General features: G+C 72.7%; 17 protein-coding genes. 13 read left to right on the top strand and 4 right to left on the bottom strand.

The genetic code is table 11. The features are described 5' to 3' along the window. Positions 1-47 precede the first annotated feature (47 nt). The 3 genes from B1759_RS04360 (at position 48) to B1759_RS04350 (ending at position 4,371) form a co-directional block, all read left to right on the top strand. Positions 48-3,482: an ATP-binding protein gene (locus B1759_RS04360; protein WP_095513810.1), complete on the top strand. Its 3,435-nt coding sequence runs from the start codon at positions 48-50 to the stop codon at positions 3,480-3,482. A 102-nt stretch (positions 3,483-3,584) separates the two neighbouring features. Next, complete coding sequence (locus B1759_RS04355; RefSeq protein ID WP_143537258.1) at positions 3,585-3,893, top strand: hypothetical protein; 309 nt, start codon at positions 3,585-3,587, stop codon at positions 3,891-3,893. Between the two features lie 4 nt (positions 3,894-3,897). Then, positions 3,898-4,371, top strand: a complete 474-nt coding sequence (locus B1759_RS04350) for a hypothetical protein (RefSeq protein WP_095513808.1) — start codon at positions 3,898-3,900, stop codon at positions 4,369-4,371. A gap of 32 nt (positions 4,372-4,403) precedes the next feature. Here B1759_RS04350 and B1759_RS04345 read toward each other — a convergent pair whose 3' ends face one another. Together B1759_RS04345 and B1759_RS19615 are read right to left on the bottom strand one after the other, a co-directional pair. Then, positions 4,404-6,926, bottom strand: a complete 2,523-nt coding sequence (locus B1759_RS04345) for a M14 family zinc carboxypeptidase (protein WP_095513807.1) — start codon at positions 6,924-6,926, stop codon at positions 4,404-4,406. Between the two features lie 53 nt (positions 6,927-6,979). Next, entirely contained in the window at positions 6,980-7,468 is a 489-nt protein-coding gene (locus B1759_RS19615) for a DinB family protein (RefSeq protein ID WP_158225120.1), read from the bottom strand. 69 nt (positions 7,469-7,537) lie between these two features. On the opposite strand from B1759_RS19615, the gene B1759_RS19610 reads away from it, so the two are divergent. The 10 genes from B1759_RS19610 to B1759_RS04295 all read left to right on the top strand — a co-directional run bounded on the left by B1759_RS19610 (position 7,538) and on the right by B1759_RS04295 (position 17,138). Further along, the gene (locus B1759_RS19610) at positions 7,538-7,813 is read left to right on the top strand and encodes a hypothetical protein (RefSeq protein ID WP_158225119.1); all 276 of its coding nucleotides are present in this window, start codon (positions 7,538-7,540) and stop codon (positions 7,811-7,813) included. A gap of 175 nt (positions 7,814-7,988) precedes the next feature. Next, positions 7,989-8,744 (top strand): carbonic anhydrase family protein, encoded by a 756-nt coding sequence (locus B1759_RS04335; RefSeq protein WP_095513805.1) that lies wholly within the window; start codon positions 7,989-7,991, stop codon positions 8,742-8,744. A gap of 78 nt (positions 8,745-8,822) precedes the next feature. Continuing rightward, positions 8,823-9,902, top strand: a complete 1,080-nt coding sequence (locus B1759_RS04330; RefSeq protein ID WP_095513804.1) for a hypothetical protein — start codon at positions 8,823-8,825, stop codon at positions 9,900-9,902. A 71-nt stretch (positions 9,903-9,973) separates the two neighbouring features. Next, positions 9,974-11,428, top strand: coding sequence for an NADP-dependent isocitrate dehydrogenase (locus B1759_RS04325; RefSeq protein ID WP_095513803.1), 1,455 nt, complete (start codon positions 9,974-9,976; stop codon positions 11,426-11,428). Between the two features lie 51 nt (positions 11,429-11,479). Beyond that, positions 11,480-12,442, top strand: coding sequence for a sodium-dependent bicarbonate transport family permease (locus B1759_RS04320; RefSeq protein WP_369811355.1), 963 nt, complete (start codon positions 11,480-11,482; stop codon positions 12,440-12,442). A gap of 10 nt (positions 12,443-12,452) precedes the next feature. Further along, on the top strand, positions 12,453-12,770 hold the full coding sequence (locus tag B1759_RS04315) for a DUF3240 family protein (protein WP_095513801.1): 318 nt from the start codon (positions 12,453-12,455) through the stop codon (positions 12,768-12,770). Between the two features lie 151 nt (positions 12,771-12,921). Beyond that, complete coding sequence (locus B1759_RS04310) at positions 12,922-14,505, top strand: methylmalonyl-CoA mutase (protein ID WP_095513800.1); 1,584 nt, start codon at positions 12,922-12,924, stop codon at positions 14,503-14,505. 116 nt (positions 14,506-14,621) lie between these two features. Next, a complete protein-coding gene (locus B1759_RS04305) occupies positions 14,622-15,119 on the top strand; it encodes a hypothetical protein (RefSeq protein ID WP_095513799.1) in 498 nt (165 codons plus the stop codon). A 125-nt stretch (positions 15,120-15,244) separates the two neighbouring features. After that, positions 15,245-16,474 carry a beta-propeller fold lactonase family protein gene (locus B1759_RS04300; protein WP_095513798.1) on the top strand — a complete coding sequence of 410 codons (1,230 nt, stop codon included), beginning with the start codon at positions 15,245-15,247 and terminating at the stop codon, positions 16,472-16,474. Positions 16,475-16,601: 127 nt separating this feature from the next. Then, a complete protein-coding gene (locus tag B1759_RS04295; RefSeq protein ID WP_095513797.1) occupies positions 16,602-17,138 on the top strand; it encodes a DinB family protein in 537 nt (178 codons plus the stop codon). Positions 17,139-17,177: 39 nt separating this feature from the next. On the opposite strand, the gene B1759_RS04290 is transcribed toward B1759_RS04295, so the two are convergent. Both B1759_RS04290 and B1759_RS04285 read right to left on the bottom strand, forming a co-directional pair. Beyond that, positions 17,178-18,026 (bottom strand): hypothetical protein, encoded by an 849-nt coding sequence (locus tag B1759_RS04290; RefSeq protein WP_095513796.1) that lies wholly within the window; start codon positions 18,024-18,026, stop codon positions 17,178-17,180. 75 nt (positions 18,027-18,101) lie between these two features. Next, positions 18,102-18,779 carry a peroxiredoxin-like family protein gene (locus tag B1759_RS04285; protein ID WP_095513795.1) on the bottom strand — a complete coding sequence of 226 codons (678 nt, stop codon included), beginning with the start codon at positions 18,777-18,779 and terminating at the stop codon, positions 18,102-18,104. Between the last annotated feature and the right edge of the window lie 44 nt (positions 18,780-18,823).

Raw genomic sequence — 18,823 nt, 5'->3', positions numbered from 1 at the left:
GTCCTCCGGCCGTCCCGACTCCTGCCCCCCGTACCCTGTACCGCCCGATGGACCGCTTCGAGCTGACCGCCGTCACCGTCCGCACGTTCTACGGGCACCCGCAGACAGGCATCGCCGCGCCCGACCTGGGGCCCGGCGTCAACGTGGTCTACGGGCCGAACGGGCAGGGCAAGACGACGCTCGCGCGCGCCATCCACGGCGTCCTCTGGCCTGAGACGGTCGAGACCCACCGGCCGACCTACACGGCCGCGTTCCACTTCGGCGGCGACGACTGGCAGGTGGACATCGAGAGCGGCGTGGCGCGCTACCGCCGCGGGGGCGACCCGGCAGACCGCCTGCCCCTGCCCGACAAGTCGTACCGCGACCGCTACGAGTTTTCCCTCGCCGACCTCCTCCTGGCCGACGGCGACTCCTTCGCCGACGTGGTCCGCCGCGACGCCGCCGGGGGCGTGGACCTGGACGCAGCGCGCGAGCGCCTCGGCTTCATGGCTGCGCCGTCGAAGCGGAAGAAGGAGACAGTCCAGGCCGAGGAGGCCGCCGCCGCCGTGATGCGCCGCCAGCATGAGCTGGACGCGCTCCGCCGCCGCGAGCAGGACTTGGCCGACCTCGCCGACCGCGCCACCGAGGCGACCGACGCCGCCGAACGGGCCGAGCTGTACCGCCTGCTCGAAGAGGCCGCAGCCGCGGCCGCCTCCGCCGAAGCAGCCGCCCGCATGGTGGCTGAGTTCCCCGACGCGCTGGCCGCCGTCGCACCCGACACCCAGGAGCGGTATGACGACCTCGGCATCGCGGTCCGCAAGGCCGAGGCGCGGCTGTCGGACGTGGGCGCGAAGCGGGAGGAGGCGCGCGCGGCCCTCGCGGAGCACGGCTGGGACGCGGTCACGCTCCCCGAAGAGGCCGAGCTGCGCGCCCGCGCCGCCGACGTGGAGGCCGCCACGCGCGGGCTGGAGGTGGCCGACCAGGCCCGCGCCGCCGCCGCCGAGCGCGAGCGCCGCACCCGCGATGCCCTCGGCGGCCACGTCGAGACGGCGCCGACGGTCGACCTCGCCGCCCTCGGCGACATCGCGGCCTTCGCCCAGCGCGCCGGGCGCGTCCGCGGCAAGGTGGAGGAGTTCGAGGGCAAGCGGCTCGCTGCAAAGGCACGCCTCAACGCCATCCGCTTCCACGACGCCGACGAACTGGCGCGGGCGGCCGACCTGCTGCGCCGCTGGCTGGCGAACACCACCGAGATCGAGCGGATGCCGACCGGCCTCCCCCCGTTCCCGGTATGGGTCGGCGCCGCCGTGCTGGCCGTCGTCGCGCTCGCGCTGGGCGTCTTCCTGACGCCGGGCGCGTACTGGCTGCTGCTCGGCGTGCTGGCGCTCGCCGTGGTGGCGGTCGCGCTGGGGCGGACCGTGCAGAGCGTCGAGAGCCCCGCTGCCGCCGCGCGCCAGGCGTTCGCCGCGATGCCCGTCGCCGAGCCGTCCGAGTGGTCCATTCCGGTCGTCCAGAAGCGACTCGACGAGATCGAACGCCAGACCGTCGCGCAGAAGGAGCGCCTGCTGTGGCAGGACGCCGTCGACGAGATCGACCGCGCGCTGGTCGCGCTCGAAGACGACCGGTCGGCGCTGGACGCCGAGGGGGCCCGCCTCGGCGACGCGCTCGGCCTGGCCGTTCCCGAGTCCCCCGACGGCCTCCTGCTGCTCTCGCGCAACATCGAGGCGTGGCAGGTCGCCGCCCGCGACCTCGGCGTCGCCGACGCGCAGCGCGACCGCGCGCGCGGTGCCCTGGCGACCGCGCTCGACCTGTTTGCCCACATCCTCGACGGGGTCCCGGTGGAGCCCGCCACGGACGCACCCACCGCAGCCGGCGTGGTGGCCCGCCTCGAACGGGAGGCCGCCGAGCGCGCCCGCCTCCGCGCCGAGGTGGCCCGCCTCGACGACGCCACCGGGGTGGCTGCCGAGACGCTCGCCGAGGCCGAGGCCGCGCGCGACGCCTTCCTCGCCCGTCTCGGGCTGGCCGAGCCCGCCAGCGACGAGGTCGCCGCCCTCTGTGCCGACCTGCCCGCCTACACCGCCGCCGTCGAGCAGGCCGCCCGCGCCCGCACGCTGGCCGACGAGGCCGCCGCCCGGGCGCGCGCCCACGCCCGCTACGCCGAGGAGGAGGCCGCGCTCTCGGCCGCCGAACTCGCCGACGCCCGCGCGAAGGACGAGGCCCGCGCCGGACGCCGCGACGAGTGGCTCGAAGAGCGCGCCCGCACGCAGGCGCTCGTCGCCCAGGCTCGCAGCGGCAACGAGATGGCCGTCGCCCACGCCGAGCATGCCCACGCGCTCGATGCCCTGGAGGCCGTCTACGAGGAGCAGGCCGACGCCCTCGTGGGCCATGCCCTGGCCGACTTCGTAGCCGCGGAGACGCGCGATCAGCACCTGCCGCAGGTCTTCAAGCGCGCTCGCGAGGTCCTGGCCGACATCACCGACGACCGCTTCCGCCTCGACTTCGCCGACGGCTCGTTCCGTGCCTTCGACACGGCGCAGGGGCGCAGCTTCGGGCTCGACGAGCTGTCGTCGGGGACGCGAGTGCAGCTGCTCCTGGCGGTCCGCCTCGCGTTCGCCGAGCAGCAGGAGGTCGGCGTCCGGCTGCCGCTGCTGCTGGACGAGGCGCTCGCCAACTCGGACGACGAGCGCGCGGGGGCCATCGTGGACGCCGTCCTCCGGCTGTGCCGCCAGGGGCGGCAGGTGTTCTACTTCACCGCCCAGGCCGAGGAGGTCGCCAAGTGGCGGCGCCTCGCCGACGACCACCCGGACGTGGATTGCCGCTTCGTGGGCCTCCCGGACGCCTCCGCGCTCGTGGCCATCGACCTGGAGGCGACCCCCACCGCCGAGACCACCCGCCGCGTCCCCGAGGCGGACGGGCTCTCGATGGACGCCTATGCGGACGCCGTCGGCGTGGCGCCCTGGAGCGGCTGGGACGCCCTGGACGCGCTCCACCTCTGGTACCTGCTCGACACCCCCGCCGAGCTGGAGGCGTGCCTCCGCCGCGGCTACGCGACCTGGGGCCAGCTTCGCGCCGCCGTCGAGCGCGGCAAGCACGTGCCCCTGGCGGATGTGGCCCACGCCCGCGAGCGGGCCCGCGCCATCGCTGCGTGGCAGGCCGCGTGGCGGCAGGGGAGGGGGCGGCGTGTGGACCGGGCCGTCCTCGACGCCTCGGGCGCGGTCTCCAGCGCCTTCATCGACGACGTGACGGCTCTCTGTGGGGACTGCGACGGCGACGCCGAGGCGCTCGTGGCGTGCCTCCAGAACGGCGACGTGCAGCGCTTTCAGTCGCGCCAGGTCGAGCGCCTGGAGACGTTCCTCCTGGAGGAGGGCTACCTCACCCCCGACGACCGGCTCTCCGACGACGAGATCCGCCGACGCGTCGCCGAGGCGGGGCCGCCGGGCGCCCTCGACGACGCTCTCGCCGTCCTCGCCCGCATCCGCCAGCGCAACGACGCGGTCGCCGCCTGACGGTCCCGCGTGCACGGCGTGGGGGAATGCCCGACCTTGCGACCCCTGGCTCTCGATCTCATGCTCCGCAACGCCTTCACCCCGCCCTGCGGGTTTGATCTCATGACCACGACCGTCGACTCGCCTGAGGGGCTGGCGGCGATCGCATTCTGGGGCTACCGCCTCGTCGTCCACCCCGACGGGACGTTCTTCGTCCACGAGACCTACTACGATGACCGCGAGGGCGTGCTCGGGATCGCCCGGGAGCCTGCGCGGCCGTGCGGCGAGGCCGCCTCAGACGTCCACGACGAGCTGAAGCGAATGGCCGAGGGCTTGCAGGAGCGTCCGCTCCGCCTGCTCGACTACGCCCCCGAGACGCCCTCCGGCCCGAGCGGTGACGGCGCGGGCGGAGGCGCCCCCAGCCTCAACTAGCGCCATGGCCGACCTCGACGCCCTGCTCGACGCCCTCGACACGATCTACGCGCACCGGGGGACCAGCGCGGTCGTGGTCTCGGTCGACGGACGAGACGGGCTCTACGCCGAGTTCTGGGCGGACCGTGGCAGCGAGGGGCTCACCGCCGACATCGTCGGCAACGAGGACCTGCCGCCGGAAGCGCAGCTCTCGCCGGAGCAGGAGGAGGCCCTCCGCGCTCGCGGCTGGGACGATGCCACGACGATGTGGCGCCGCGAGTGGCCCTCGACGCCGACCCGTGCCGACCGCCAGCGGGTCGCGTACGAGACGCTCCGAGTCATCGGCGAGGTGTACGGCGCCTCGGGGGCGGTCCGTGTCGAGGAGGTGATCCTGCCTGAGGACGCTCCGGCGGGTCCGAAGGCCTCCATCGTGGTCGCGATCGCGGCGGCGCTGCTCGCGCTCGCAGGCGCGCTGGCGGCCCTGATGAGCGGAGGGTAGAGCGCGCCACCCTCCGCCCAGGCCACCGGGCTTCAGAACGTCCCGCCCAGGTAGACCGCGTTGAGCAGCAGCCCGTCGGTGCCGTACCAGAAGGCGCGGAAGGCCGGGTTGAAGTCCATCAGCACGACGCGCCCGGCGCCGAGGCGCCCCGCCTTGAGCCCGGCGGCACCCGGCAGGCGGGCCAGGGTCTGCCGCGACGCGTAGCCGCTCAGCATCGGCGTCGCAGCGTAGACGCCTACGTCGGTGCTGGCTCCCGCCTCGGCGGGCTCGAACAGCGCCGTGCCCGACTTGAAGACGGCGACGGACGGCCCGTAGCCGTACGTGAGCGGGTGCGTGGGATCGAGCGTCAGGTCGAGGATGGAGCCGCCGAGAGCCTGCGCACCGCGTGCCGCGTCGCGGTCGGCGTAGTCGTAGCGCGTCGAGTCGGCCGGCGTGTCGCGGAGGGGGGCGGCCAGGAAGCCCTCCCGCGCCGCCCACCGCGCGCCGCCCTGGATGCCGATCAGCACGCCCCCGCCGCGCACCCAGGCGCGGACGCGCGCCGTGGCCGTCGAGTCGAGCGATCCGTAGCCGCCCTCGGCCAGGATCAGGGTCGTGTAGCCGTCGAGCGACGGCAGCGCCGCCGGGTCGATCAGCGAGACCGGCTGCCCGAAGCGCTCCGAGAGCAGGTGCCACACCTCGCCTACTCCGTAGGGCGACGTGCCCTCGCCCGCCAGCAGCGCGATGCGCGGCGCCTGCAGGACCGGCCACGAACGACTCCCCAGGTCCGCGCCCGAGGGTGTGGAACCCGACGCGAGCGCAAGCACCTCGACGTGGTCTTCGGCGACAGCCTCCCGCACGGCCGCATGAACCGCCTCGGCGTCGACGCCGGACTGGCGGACCGCCACGATCAGCGTCCCGCGGTCGAACCGCTGCACCGCCCCGCCGGACGGGGCCTCGAAGGGCGACTGCGCCAGCCGCACGCGGGCACCGGTGGCCTGGATCCGTGCCAGCGCGCGGGGGGCGAAGTAGCGGTCCCAGCGGATGGCATACGCCACGTCCGCCCGGCCGCCGACGAGCCGCCCGCCGTCCATCACCACGTCCACCTCGGCGCCGAGGCGGGGAGAGCGGGCCATCTCGGCCACCTCGGCGCCGTAGGCGAGCGGGAAGGTCCACGCCGAGACGTCGTAGAAGAGGCTGTCGGTGTAGGTCAGCGTCCGCTCCATGGCCGCGCGCACGAGGCGCCCCTGCGGCTGGTCGAGTGGCACCACGAGCGCGTCGCCCGGCTGGACCGTCCGCCCGTCCACGCGGACCGCCTCGGCGGGGGCGTGGACGCGGACGCGGCTTCGGGCCAGCGTCTGGGCGAGCGCCTGCCCGCGCGTCCGGTGCCGGTCGAGGGCGATCACGTAGGCGCCGTTCAGCCCGTCCGCGTAGAAGCCGCGCATGTGGCGCAGCATCCGGTCGCGGAGGGCGACGGCGGCGCGGAGCGTCGAGACCGAGGTCGCGAGCTGGTTGCGGACCGTGAAGGCATACGTCAGCCGCCCGTTCTCGTCCGTGTCGCGCAGCAGCGCCCGGCTCGACGCCTGCTCGAAGAGGATGCCGACCGCGCCGTTGATGTCCGGGTACGTCGAGCCCTTGCCGTAGTAAAAGTCGTCGAAGCTCTCCTCGGAGTAGTAGAGGCTTCCGATGCGGTCCAGCTCGGCAGCGTGATACGTGGCGATGGCGCCGGTCAGCTCCACGGTCGCCGCGGGCGTGTTGGGATTGTTGCGGGACGGGATGCCGGGCTGGAAGAAGAACGTCGCCTCGGGCCCCATCTCGTGGTGGTCGGTCGAGATCTGGGGGCGCCACGTGTGCCACCACGCCATCCGGCCGCGGCTCTCGCGCAACTCCGTCGGCAGCCAGTCGCGGTTGATGTCGAAGAAGTAGTGGTTGGTGCGTCCGGCGGGCCAGACCTCGCGGTGCTCGCGGTCGGCGCCGTCGGCCACGGGCGTGGTGCCGCGCCAGCCGTTCACCCAGTCCACGAAGCGGTCGCGGCCATCGGGGTTGAGCATCGGATCGAGGAGGACCACCGCCTCGGCCAACTGGCGGTCGATCTCCGGCCCCTGCGCCGCAGCGAGGTGGTAGAGCCACACGAGCGCCGCCTCGGTCCCGGACGCCTCGTTGCCGTGCACCGAGTACCCCTGGTAGACCACGATCGGCATCGCGGCGAGCTCGGCGTCGGAGACGCTGCCCGGGTCCTCGCTCAGGCGGACGTTGGCGGCCTGGATGGCGTCCAGCCGGGCGTGGTTGGCGGGCGTCGTGACGATGGCGTGGACCAGCCGCCGCCCTTCATACGTCGTCCCGTGGAAGCCGAGCGCCACGCGCGGCGACGCCGCCGCGACGGCCTCGACGTAGCGGACGACCTCCTCGGGCCGCGTGTGCCGCTCGCCGATCGTGTAGCCGAGCACGTCCTCGGGCGTCGGGATCGCCGGGTCGTAGGACGCCGTCCCGTCGATGGCGTAGTCGATGGCGAGAGGCACCGCCGGCTGGGCGTTCGCGGCGACGGCAAGGAGGGCGAGGAGGAGAGCGAGGCGGGGCATGGGCGAGAGGGGAGACGGACAGAACCTATCGCCACACGCCCCCCTGCGGGGCGTCAGCCCGGCGGCCACAGCCCCAACTGGCGCCGCAGGCTCACGACCTGCCCCAGGTGGTGCGCGTTGTGGTCGGCCGCGACCAGGATCTGGCGGAGCATCGTGTAGCCGGGCGCGTGCGGCAACTCGGCCGTGAGGTCGGCGGTCTCGGCCAGGCGCACCAGCGCGTCGAGGTCGGCGCGGAAGTTGGTGAGCGCGGCGTCCCACTCGACCGGCTGAGCCTCCCAGTCTGGCCAGTAGGCATCCGGCCAGTCTTTCTTCTGGTAGCCGGGGTCGACGGCGTACTCCAGGATGTCGGCCTGGGAGAAGCGAAGGTGTTCGAGAAGGTCCCACAGCGAGTGGGGGAGGCCGTCGACGCGCTCGTTGACGCGCTCGGGCGGGAGGCCGTCGAGGGCGTGCAGACCCACGTGGGCCTGACCCCCACGCAGGAGGGCGACCAGTTCGTGTCGGAGGCGAGCGTCGGCGCCGAGGCCGGTGGGAGGACGAGTCATGTTCGAAGGGACGGCGAAGCCGGAAAGGTCGTTGGAACGAGGATACGGTTGAGGGCTTGAAGCCCTTCCATGAAGCGCTGGATTCCTCTGCTCGTCCTCACGCTCCTCGCCGCCATCGGTGGAGGGGTGCTCGTGTGGACAGGCGAGGTGGACCCGGTCGCCGTGGAGGTGCCCGTCACGAGCGACACCCCGTTGCCGGGTGACGTGTCGTTCGAGGAGGCCGAAGAAGAGGAAGCGGTCGACTCTGACCGGCTGCTGGCATCGACCCAGCAGGGCGTGGTGCGCTCCGCGTCGATCACCGCCGCGACACGACGGGCGGTTCCGCCGGTCCCGCCCCCGCGCTAGGCCCGGGCTCGCACGTCGCAGCCCTTCCCCAGGATGCCGTTGCCCTGAGTCGTGCGCTCGGAGGCGAGGCGTCCGCCTGTGGTATTCCTGCCCGTGCCGGTCGGCACGGGTGTCCCCTCGTGTCGACCGGCACAACCCTCGCGCTCCGGCCGGAGTGCGCCCACCCCTTTCCGTCATGACCTCCCGATTCTTCCATACCCTCCCCCTCCTCGCGCTCCTCCTCGTCGGCACGACAGCCTGTGCGCAGACGTCCACGCTGGCGAGCGAGCGTGACCCCGCCATCGCGCTGACGGCGGAGACGCAGGCCGCCCTGACCCCGATGGACGTCCTTCAGGCCTTGAAGGACGGCAACGAGCGCTTCCTCGCCGGAACTCCCGTCTCCCGTGACTTCCTCGGCCAGGTCCGCGAGACGGCGGGCGGCCAGTTCCCGATGGCGGCCATCCTGGGCTGCATCGACAGCCGCGTGCCGCACGAGATCATCTTCGACAAGGGCGTCGGCGACATCTTCTCGGCGCGCGTGGCGGGCAACTTCGTCAACACCGACATCCTCGGCTCGCTGGAGTTCGCGACGGCTGCGGCTGGCTCGAAGGTGATCGTGGTGCTGGGCCACACCGAGTGCGGCGCGGTCAAGGGCGCCTGCGACCACGTCGAACTCGGCAACCTGACGAGCACCCTCGCCAACATCGCCCCGGCGGTCTATGCCGTCGGCGACCTGATCCCGGGGGAGCGCTCGTCGGCCAACAAGGACTACGTCCAGGCCGTGGCGCACGAGAACGTGGAGATGACGGTCCGCAACATGGTCGAGCGGAGCCCGGTGATGCACGGCCTCGTGGAGGAAGGCAAGCTGATCGTGATCGGCGCGATGCACGACGTCGCGACCGGCGAGGTCCTCTTTATGGAGGAGTCCATGATCACGGCCGAAACGCTCTAGCCCGCACTGCCCGCTTCTCGACGTGCCGACGGCCCGGGCTCTCCTGAGGGTCCGGGCCGTCGCATTTCCCCTCGACCCATGTACCGATTGACCGTTTTCCTGGCTGCCGCCGTCCTGGCCCTGACCTCGTCCGCCAGCGCGCAGCGGATCGCACTGGCCCCTGACCTCGACCTCGAGTTGGCGGGGGGCGTCCAGCCTCGCGTCTCGCTGGGTGTCCAGGAAGCACCCGGCGGCGATGCCGTCCGCTACGGGACCGGTCTCCGGCGGGCGCGCATCCAGGCGCGGGTGCTCTACCGCGACCGTGCGGGCGTCGAGTACGACGTCGACGGCGCGTCCGGGTCGGTCGAGAGTGTCGACCTGTTCGCCTTCGCCACGCTCGCCGACGGCGTACAGATGCGCGTGGGCTACTTCCCCATGGCCCAGCCGCGAGGCGGCGTCCTGACGCCGTACATCGTGCTCGACGCCGTCGACCGGGCGGCCGTCGTCGAGCGGTGGCTCGGAGGGACGCTCGGAGGCGACGGCCGCGACCTCGGGGTCGACGTGACGTATTCCCGCGGCCCGGCTCTCGCGACGGTGGCGCTGCACAACGGCGCGGGCACGTTCGGGAGGGCGGAGGGCAACTACCGGGAGGGCCTGTCCAGCCCCGACCTCATCAACGGGCCGGAGACGGCCGGGGTGGCGGGGTCCGCGGCCGTAGCCGTCCACCTCGGGGCGGGCGTCGAGGTGGGCGCATTCGGGAGCGTCAACGGGGCTGCCCCGGCCCGGACGGACCGGGGCGACGGGGGGCGGGCCTACGTGACGGGCGGGGGGCACCTCTACTGGGGCGCCGAGCCGGGCAGCCAGCCGGTTCGCCTCAAGCTGGACGCGCTCGCGCTGCGGTACGCGGACGACGGCGCGGGCGTCCAGGAGGACGCCGGCGTCTCGGCGCTCGGGGCGGTCCGGGTGCTCGGGGCGGGCGAGGTGTTCGTGCGCGGCGAGCAGTACACCTCCAGCCGCGTGACCGATCGCTACCTCACGGCCGGGCTGAGCTACAGCCCCAGCGCCGCGCTCGGCGGCCCCTACCAGCGGGCCCGCCTGACGCTGGCCTACCAGCTCCGCGACGGCGACGCGGTGCCCGACGCCCATCTGGTGATTCTTCAAGGGCAGATCGCATTCTAGCCACGGCGGGCAGGGGTCTTCGCGCGGGCAGGGGGTGTATGTATTCACCTCCTCCCGCTCGCTCCAGATCCATGCCTGACGCCACGACCGACTCCCGCACCCCGATCGCTGTCGCCCACGGGGACGGCATCGGCCCCGAGATCATGGAGGCCACCCTCCGGATCCTGGACGCCGCCGAGGCCCCGCTCCGGTACGACACCGTCGAGGTGGGGGAGAACGTCTATCGCGCCGGCCACACGTCGGGAATCGCGCCCGAGACGTGGGACACGATCCGCTCGCATCGCCTCCTGCTCAAGGCGCCGATCACGACGCCGCAGGGAGGAGGCTACAAGAGCCTCAACGTGACGCTGCGGAAGTCGCTCGGCATGTTCGCGAACGTCCGGCCGGTGCGCAGCTACGCGCCCTACGTGGCCTCGCCGCACCCGGACATGGACCTCGTCATCATCCGCGAGAACGAGGAGGACACGTACGCGGGCATCGAGCACCGGCAGACGACCGAGGTCACCCAGACCCTCAAGCTGATCACGCGGCCGGGGTCGGAGGCCATCGTCCGCTACGCGTTCGAGTACGCACGGGCCCAGGGGCGCTCGCGCGTGACCTGTATGACGAAGGACAACATCATGAAGCTCACCGACGGGCTCTTCCACCGCGTGTTCGACGAGATCGCGGCGGAGTACCCGGAGATCGAGGCCGAGCACCGGATCATCGACATCGGCGCGGCGCTCGTCGGCGCCCGGCCCGACATGTTCGACGTGATCGTGGCGCCGAACCTCTACGGCGACATCATCTCCGACATCGCCGCGGAGGCGTCCGGGTCGGTCGGGCTGGCGGGCTCCTCGAACGTGGGAACCGATATCGCGATGTTCGAGGCCGTCCATGGGAGCGCGCCGGACATCGCCGGGCAGGGCATCGCGAACCCGTCGGGCCTGTTGCGCGGCGCGCTCATGCTGCTGGACCACCTGAACCTCGACCGCGTCGCGGAGACGGTCGAGAACGCGTGGCTGGCGACGCTGGAGGCGGGCATCCACACGGCCGACGTGTACGGCGCGTCGAGCACGCGGAAAGTCTCGACGTCTGAGTTCGCCGATGCCGTCATCGAGCGGCTCGGCGAGCGTCCCCAGACGCTGACCGAGGCGCGGTACACCGACACCGAGGTCTCCGTGACCGTCCGGCCGACCCCGCGGGCCGAGAAGGCGCTCGTGGGCGTCGACGTGTTCCTGGACTGGGACGAGGACGGCCGCCGCCCCGACACCCTCGGCGCCCGCCTGGACGCTCTCGGCGGCGACGGGCTCCGGCTGAAGCTGATCACCAACCGCGGCGTGAAGGTCTACCCCGGCGGCCTCCCGGAGACGTTCTGGACCGACCACTGGCGGTGCCGCTACGTCGCCACGGGCGACGCTGTGAGCGCCGCGCAGGTGGTCGCGTTGCAGGGCCGCCTCGTCGAGGCCGGGCTGGACGTGATCAAGACGGAGAACCTCTACACGTTCGACGGCGAACGGGCCTACTCGCTGGCGCAGGGCGAGTAGCGCGGTCGCCGGCCAGAGAGGAGGGGCGCTAGTTTCGGGCGCGCCCTCCCCTTGCCGATGATCGAGATCCTGCTCGCCAGCCTGCTGTCCCCGGTCGTGCTGGCCTTCGTGCTGGGGGCGCTGGCGGTCGCCATCAAGAGCGATCTGGAGATCCCAGAGCCACTGTACCAGGCGCTCTCGATATACCTCCTCCTCGCGATCGGGCTGAAGGGCGGGGTGGCGCTCAGCAAGACCCCCCTGGTCGAGGTCGCCGGGCCAGTGTTGGGCACGTTCGCCCTCGGCGTGTTGACCCCGCTGATCGCGTACAACGTGCTCCGGCGGCTGGGACGGATCGACCGGACGAACGCGGCGGCGCTGGCGGCTCACTACGGCTCGGTCTCGGCCGTGACGTTCATCGCGGCGCAGTCGGTGGCCGCCTACGCCGGGACGCCGTCGGAGGGCTTCATGCCTGCGCTGGTGGCCGTCCTCGAAGTGCCCGCGATCATCGTCGGGCTGATGATCGCGTACGCGCGCGGCGAGCGGGCGGGCTCGTGGAAGGAGGCGCTCCGCGAAGTGGCGACGGGCCGCAGCATCGTCCTCCTGGTGGGCGGGATGGCCATCGGGTGGATCGCGGGCGAGCAAGGGACGGCCAAGGTGGCGCCGTTCTTCGTGTCGGGCTTCCAGGGCGCGCTGGTGCTCTTCCTGCTGGACATGGGGATGACCGCTGCGCGGCGGCTCCGCGACCTGCGGGCCGTCGGACCGTTCCTCGTCGCTTTCGGCATCCTGATGCCGATCGTCCACGGCGCCCTCGGCGTGTTCGTGGGGCACGAGGTCGGGCTGTCCGTCGGGGGCGCGGCCGTGCTCGGCGCGATGGTCTCCAGCGCATCCTACATCGCAGCCCCGGCGGCCATCCGGGTCGGGCTCCCGGAGGCCAATCCGGCGTACTACCTGACGGCCTCGCTCGGCATCACCTTCCCCTTCAACCTGACGCTCGGCATCCCGATCTACCTCGCGATGGCCCAGTGGCTCGGCTAGGACCCCGATCATGCAGACCGTCACCCTCCGCCTCGTCACCATCGTCACCGAGCGCAGCCTGCGCGACCGGATCATCGACGCCATCCACGACCTCGGCGCGTCCGGGCACACGCTCTCGGACATCCACGGCGAGGGGTCTCGGGGCGTCCGCGTGGCGCGCGGCGGGCCGAGTGTCAAGATCGAGACCATCGTGACGGAGGCAGTCGCCGAGCGGATCGCGACGCACGTCGAGGACCGGTATTTCGCTCACTACTCGGTGATCCTCTATCTCCAGAACGTGGAGGTGCTGCGCGGCAGCAAGTACGCGCCCCAGAACGAGGGAGTCTGAGGCCCCGGTCGAGGACGCGAGCACGACGGGTCGCGGCGAAGGGCCTCCCCGCCTGAGCGGCCAGGCCGACGCTCCTTCCGCGCTCTCCACGCGGAGCGCTGGCACCCCGCCCGCCTCGGGGCGTAGGCGAGCCTCCCCGCCGACGCTCCGCATGCCGACCGACTCCACGCCGTCCGAAACCACCTCCGGCCTCGCCGTCCCCGCCGTCGCCACCGAGGCCGACCTGCCCGCCGACCTCGGGGACCGGCTGGGCACGCCCGGCGCGTTCCCGTTCACGCGCGGCGTCTACCCGGAGATGTACCGCAGCCGCCTTTGGACGATGCGCCAGTACGCGGGCTTCTCGACGGCCGAGGCGTCCAACGAGCGTTACCACGCGCTCCTCAACGCGGGCGCCCGCGGCCTGTCGGTCGCCTTCGACCTGCCGACCCAGATCGGCTACGACCCGGACGACCCGATGGCCGAGGGCGAGGTGGGCAAGGTTGGCGTGAGCATCGCCTCCATCGCCGACATGCGGCGGCTGTTCGACGGCATCGACCTGGAGAGCGTGACCACGTCGATGACCATCAACGCGACCGCGCCCATCCTGCTGGCCCTCTACGTGGCCGTCGCCAGGGAGCAGGGCGCTGACCCTCGGAAGCTGGGCGGCACCATCCAGAACGACATCCTCAAGGAGTACGCCGCGCGCGGGACGTACATCTACCCGCCGCGCCCGTCGATGCGCTTCATCACGGACACCTTCGCGTGGTGCGCCGACGAGACGCCGCGCTGGAATACGATCTCCATCAGCGGCTACCACATCCGCGAGGCGGGCGCGACGGCCGTCGAGGAACTGGCGTTCACCCTCTCCGACGGCATCGCCTACGTCCAGGCTGCCCTCGACGCGGGGCTCGACGTGGACACGTTCGGCGCGCGGCTGAGCTTCTTCTTCAACGCCCACAACGACTTCTTCGAGGAGGTCGCCAAGTTCCGCGCCGCGCGCACGCTCTGGGCCGAGATCATGCGCGACCGCTTCGGCGCGACCTCGCCCAAGGCGCAGATGCTGCGCTTCCACACCCAGACGGCCGGGTCGACGCTGGCGGCCCAGCAGCCGCTCGTCAACGTGCCGCGCGTGACCCTCCAGGCGCTCGCGGCCGTCCTCGGCGGCACCCAGTCGCTCCACACCAACGGCTACGACGAGGCGCTCGCGCTGCCCACCGAGGCCGCGGCGACGCTCGCGCTCCGCACGCAGCAGGTGATCGGCTACGAGTCCGGCGTGACCGAGACCGTGGACCCCCTCGCGGGCTCGTTCTTCGTCGAGCGCCTCACGGCCGACATCGAGGCGGCGGCCCGCGCGCTCATCGAGGAGGTGGACGCGATGGGCGGGGCGGTCGCGGCCATCGAGGACGGCTACTACCAGGACCGCATCGCGACCTCCGCATACCGAGCCCAGCGTGAGATCGAGGCGGGCGAGCAGGTCGTCGTCGGCGTCAACCGGTTTCAGGCGGAGGGAGACGAGGCGGACGTGGAGTTGCTCCGCGTGTCGGACGCCGTCCGCGAGCAGCAGATCGCCCGCATCCAGGCGCTCCGCGAGGCGCGCGACGCCGATCGCTGGTCGGCCGCGATGGACGCCGTCGAGGCCGCTGCGCGGGGCGATGAGAACGTGGTGCCGCGCGTGCTGGACGCCGTCGAGGCCGAGGCGACGGTCGGCGAGATCGCCGGTCGGTTGCGGACCGTCTGGGGCGAGTACGAGGGCTGACCTCGACCGACCTCGGACCGAGGCGAGCGGGTTCGTCGACCCTCGACGTGCTTTTCACCGGGCGTCTGCGGCGGGGGCGGAGGGAGCGCGTCGTTGGGTCTCTGCTCCGTTCCGCCATGGCCGACTTCACCCGCCTCCCGCACACTGCCCTTGACACCTTCGACGACCGGGTCGCTCGGTTCATGCGACGCCACGGGGTCCGCCTGCTGCGCTATGCCGTCGGGGTGGTGTTCGTGTGGTTCGGGGCGCTGAAGCTGGTGCCCGGCCTGAGCCCCGCCGAAGCGCTGGTCAAGGCCACGGTCCCGTTCGTGGACGCGGACCTGTTCTACCCGGTGCTGGCGGTCTGGGAGATCCTGATCGGGGTGATGCTGCTGATCCGGCCGCTGACGCGCGGGGCGCTGCTGCTGCTGGCGCTCCAGATGCCAGGCACGTTCCTGCCGTTCCTCGTGCTGCCCGCGGTCTGCTTCTCCGTGTGGCCGTTCACGTCACCCCTGGACGTGTTCGCGCTGACGCTGGAGGGCCAGTACATCGTCAAGAACATCGTCTTGATCGCGGCGGGGCTGGTCGTGGGCGGGACTGTCCGGCGGGCGTCGAGCGTCGAGCAGCGCCTGTAGCGAGCCGTCCGATGTGACCGTTTCGAGAGGACTTGAGGGGGCCTCGCGGGGGACCCTGTGGGACCGCACCCGGCGACATCGGGCGCGGGACCCTTTTTCCCTGCCGCGCTCTGCGCCCTCTCGTCATGTCTCGATTCTCGTCTCTGCTCACCGTCGCCGCGCTGGCGCTCACGCTCGCCGCCTGCGACGCCTCCGAACCGGCCCTCGACGACGCCCCCGCCACGGCCGATGTGGCGATGTCGGCCGACCGGATGCTCGACGCGTCCGTCCTCGGCGAGTCCCTCCTCGCCAGCCTGCCGCTCCAGGCCGCGCTCGACCGCATCGGCGGCCCGCTGAAGACGCGCGCCAACGGCGCCGTCTACACGCTCAGCGACGCGGCCGGCGCCAACGAGGTCCTCGTCTTCTCCCGCGACGCGAGCGGTGCGCTCACCGAGGCGGGCCGCGTCGCCACCGGCGGCACCGGCTCCGGGGGCGGCCTCGGCGCCGCCACCGACCCCGTCGTGCTGAGCCCCGACGGCCGCTTCCTCTACGCCATCAACCGCGGCAGCGACGACATCTCGGTCTTCCGCGTCACCGGCTCCGGGCTGACGCTCGTGGAGGTGGTCCCCTCAGGCGGCGCAGGTCCGCTCAGCCTCGCCGTCAGCCAGCGGCTCGTGTACGTGCTCAACACGGGCGACGGCGGCTCCATCGCAGGCTTCCGGCGCCTCGGCAACGGGCGGCTCTCGGCGCTCGCCGGCGGCACGGCCCCGCTCCCCGCGGGCATCGGCGGGCCGCCGCAGATCGGCTTCTCGCCCAAGGCACGGACGCTCGTCGTGACCGACCGCCCGTCGGACCAGATCGTGGTCTACCCGGTCCGCCCGAATGGGACGCCCGGGGCGCCCGTCGTCCATCCGTCGGCTGGCGTGACGCCGTTCGGCTTCGACTTCGACCGGTTCGGACGGCTGTTCGTCAGCGACGCCAACGCGCCCGCCGGGCCCGTCGCCGACGGCTCGACGGTGTCGGCGTACAGCCTCAGCGGGACCGCGCTCTCCGTGATCGACGGCGCCGTGCCGACCACCGAGACGGCCGCCTGCTGGGTCCGCACGCTCGGCGACCTCCTCTACGTCACCAACACGGCCAGCGGCACCATCACGGGCTTCCGGATCCAGCCCGACGGCTCGCTCCAGATCCTCGACGACGACGGCGTGACGGCCACCACGGGCCCCAACCCGCGGGACCTCAACATCACGCTGCGCTTCGTCTACGCCCAGAGCGACGAGCAGCTGGACGCCTTCCGCATCGAAGCGGACGGCAGCCTGACGCCCGTCGGCACGGTGGCGGTCCCGGCGACGGCCCGCGGCGTGGCAGCCCAGTAGACCGGTCCTCCGGGTCTGCGGCCTCTGTCTCTCTCGCGAGGGGCGGAGGCCGCGTCTGGCTTGGGCGCCTCCGACGCGAGGGCCTACTTTGAGTCGTCGCTGCTCTCCTCCTCACGCCTCCGAGCCCATGACCCCGCTCCGCATCCTCACCCGCTCCGCCCTTCTGCTCGCTCTCCTCACGGGCACCGCGCTGGCCCAGGACGCGCCCACCGACCCCGTCATGGCGAGCCTGAAGGGGCTGCACGGCATCACGGCGACCAACCTGATGCGTACGGCCGAGATGCTCGACGAAGACCTGTACGCCTACCGGCCGACCGAGGAGGTGCGCACCGTGGGCGGGCTGCTCGCCCACGTCGCCAACGCTCAGTACATGTTCTGCTCGTCGGCAGCAGGGGAGGAGAACCCCAACACGCAGAACATCGAGGAGGCCGCCACCACGAAGGCCGACATCGTCGCCGCGCTCGGCGCTGCGTTCGCGTACTGCGAGGGCGTCTACGACGCGATGACGGACGCGCAGGGCGCCACCGTGCGGTCCTTCTTCGGCAACGACATGGCCGCGTCGGGCATCCTGGCCTTCAACTCGACGCACAACTTCGAGCACTACGGCAACCTCGTCACCTACATGCGGATGAACGGGATCACGCCGCCCTCGTCGATGCAGTAGCCGAGGGGGCGGTCCGCCTCGGGACCGAGGCGGGCCGAGTCAGAGCTCCGGCTGGACCTCGGCGTCGGCGGGGGTGCCGAACGCGGCGTCGAGGGTTTCCGGCGCCGATGCGACCTCGGTCACCGTGCCGCGCGCCTTCGGCTGGCCGGTCGCCGAGAGGAACGAGCGGAAGCCCTCCTGGAGGGTCACCCCGCCGACCGTCTGCTCGCCGTCGTAGATCATGAGCGTCTCCGGCGTGTGCCCACCGTCCGGGTTGAAGGCGGCGTACGACACCACGTAGCGGAGGCCGCGGACGCGGTGCGTCTCGGGGTCGAGCAGGAGGTCGTAGTAGTCGTCCGGCGCGTCGCCCGTGCCCGCGGCGAACGTCGCGTGGACCACGTCCACCGGGCGGCCCTCTAGCGAGTCGGGATCGGCGAGCGTCAGGGTGACGCCGGGGTCGGCGAACACGAACGGCATGGAGACGAAGTAGTAGGGCGTCAGTGCCCAGAAGCGGGGGTTGGTGGGCACGTCGGCGCCTGCCGGGCGCACCCAGGCCTCGGCACCGGTCCACCCGAACGAGACCGACGGGTCGGCTGCGAGCGTGTGGACGGCCCGCGCGGACCACGTGTCGACGAGCTGGCGCGTGTCGAGGGCGTCGCCCGCGGGCTCGCCGAGGCTGTCGAGGCGGGTGTAGGCGTAGCGGTAGCGGAGCGGACCGGTGCGGTACCACGCGGCCAGTCCGCCATGCGCCTCGATGGCTTGGGCCACGAGCTGGCCGCCCGCGCTCGCCGCCAGTCGGGCCTCGGCGTCGGCGACGCGCGCCTTGACCTCCCGGTCAGACGGCGCGGCGAGGTCGGGCCCACAGCCGACAGCGAACAGGAGGGCGACGAGCGGGAGGAGACGGATCACGGGGCAGGGTAAGAGGACGGGAGGAGGGACGCTGCAGCGCCCCTCCGGCTTACTGGCCTCGGACCGCCGACCCCGCTATACCACCTCTTGCAGCGCTTCCAGGACCTGGCGGGGCGACGCCCGCTGCGTGTAGTCGGCCTCGACGAAGGCGGCGCGGATGATGCCAGACGGGTCGATGACGTAGGTCGCCGGGACGGGGAGCGCCCACGCGGCATCGGTGTCGCCGCCATTGTAGCGCGCGAGGTCGATGCCGACCGCCTCGTACCGGGCCCGCGTCTCGGCATCGACCCGGAAGACGAGGCCGTACTGCTGAGAAACCTGCCCGCCGGTGTCAGAGAGGACCGAGTAGGCGAGGGCGTTGCGCTCGGCCATCGACATCGAGCTGTCCGGCGCCTGCGGGGAGATGGCGACGAGGCGGGCCCCGGTCGCCTCGAACGAGCCCAGCGCCTGCTGGTAGTCGCGGAGCTGGGTGTTGCAGTAAGGGCACCACGCGCCCCGGTAGAACGTCACCACGACGGGCCCGTCCAGCAGCAGGTCGCTCAGGCGGACCGTCTCGCCGGTCGCGTCCGGGAGCGCGAAGTCGGGCGCGCGGTCGCCGACGCCGAGGGCGCGGTTGGCGGCGACCTCGGCGTCGATGGCGACCGCCTGCTCGGTCGGGCCGTCCGCCCGCGGAGCCGTCTCGGCAGCGGGCGACTCCGGGTCAGGGGCGCAGGCGCCGAGGGCGACGAGCAGGGCGAGGCAGAGCAGACGCATGGCGAGCAGGGAAGCGGCCTCCGCCCGACACGGGCAGGGACCAG

This window comes from Rubrivirga sp. SAORIC476 (assembly GCF_002283555.1).
Classification (GTDB): Bacteria; Bacteroidota; Rhodothermia; order Rhodothermales; family Rubricoccaceae; genus Rubrivirga.
This window is presented reverse-complemented; position numbering and strand designations above follow the sequence as displayed.

Excerpts from the sequence above, each read along its gene's own strand:
- B1759_RS04360 (WP_095513810.1), top strand. The coding sequence starts at position 48 with ATGGACCGCTTCGAGCTGACCGCCGTCACCGTCCGCACGTTCTACGGG.
- B1759_RS04355 (WP_143537258.1), top strand. The coding sequence starts at position 3,585 with ATGACCACGACCGTCGACTCGCCTGAGGGGCTGGCGGCGATCGCATTC.
- B1759_RS04350 (WP_095513808.1), top strand. The coding sequence starts at position 3,898 with ATGGCCGACCTCGACGCCCTGCTCGACGCCCTCGACACGATCTACGCG.
- B1759_RS04345 (WP_095513807.1), bottom strand. The coding sequence starts at position 6,926 with ATGCCCCGCCTCGCTCTCCTCCTCGCCCTCCTTGCCGTCGCCGCGAAC.
- B1759_RS19615 (WP_158225120.1), bottom strand. The coding sequence starts at position 7,468 with ATGACTCGTCCTCCCACCGGCCTCGGCGCCGACGCTCGCCTCCGACAC.
- B1759_RS19610 (WP_158225119.1), top strand. The coding sequence starts at position 7,538 with ATGAAGCGCTGGATTCCTCTGCTCGTCCTCACGCTCCTCGCCGCCATC.
- B1759_RS04335 (WP_095513805.1), top strand. The coding sequence starts at position 7,989 with ATGACCTCCCGATTCTTCCATACCCTCCCCCTCCTCGCGCTCCTCCTC.
- B1759_RS04330 (WP_095513804.1), top strand. The coding sequence starts at position 8,823 with ATGTACCGATTGACCGTTTTCCTGGCTGCCGCCGTCCTGGCCCTGACC.
- B1759_RS04325 (WP_095513803.1), top strand. The coding sequence starts at position 9,974 with ATGCCTGACGCCACGACCGACTCCCGCACCCCGATCGCTGTCGCCCAC.
- B1759_RS04315 (WP_095513801.1), top strand. The coding sequence starts at position 12,453 with ATGCAGACCGTCACCCTCCGCCTCGTCACCATCGTCACCGAGCGCAGC.
- B1759_RS04310 (WP_095513800.1), top strand. The coding sequence starts at position 12,922 with ATGCCGACCGACTCCACGCCGTCCGAAACCACCTCCGGCCTCGCCGTC.
- B1759_RS04305 (WP_095513799.1), top strand. The coding sequence starts at position 14,622 with ATGGCCGACTTCACCCGCCTCCCGCACACTGCCCTTGACACCTTCGAC.
- B1759_RS04300 (WP_095513798.1), top strand. The coding sequence starts at position 15,245 with ATGTCTCGATTCTCGTCTCTGCTCACCGTCGCCGCGCTGGCGCTCACG.
- B1759_RS04295 (WP_095513797.1), top strand. The coding sequence starts at position 16,602 with ATGACCCCGCTCCGCATCCTCACCCGCTCCGCCCTTCTGCTCGCTCTC.
- B1759_RS04285 (WP_095513795.1), bottom strand. The coding sequence starts at position 18,779 with ATGCGTCTGCTCTGCCTCGCCCTGCTCGTCGCCCTCGGCGCCTGCGCC.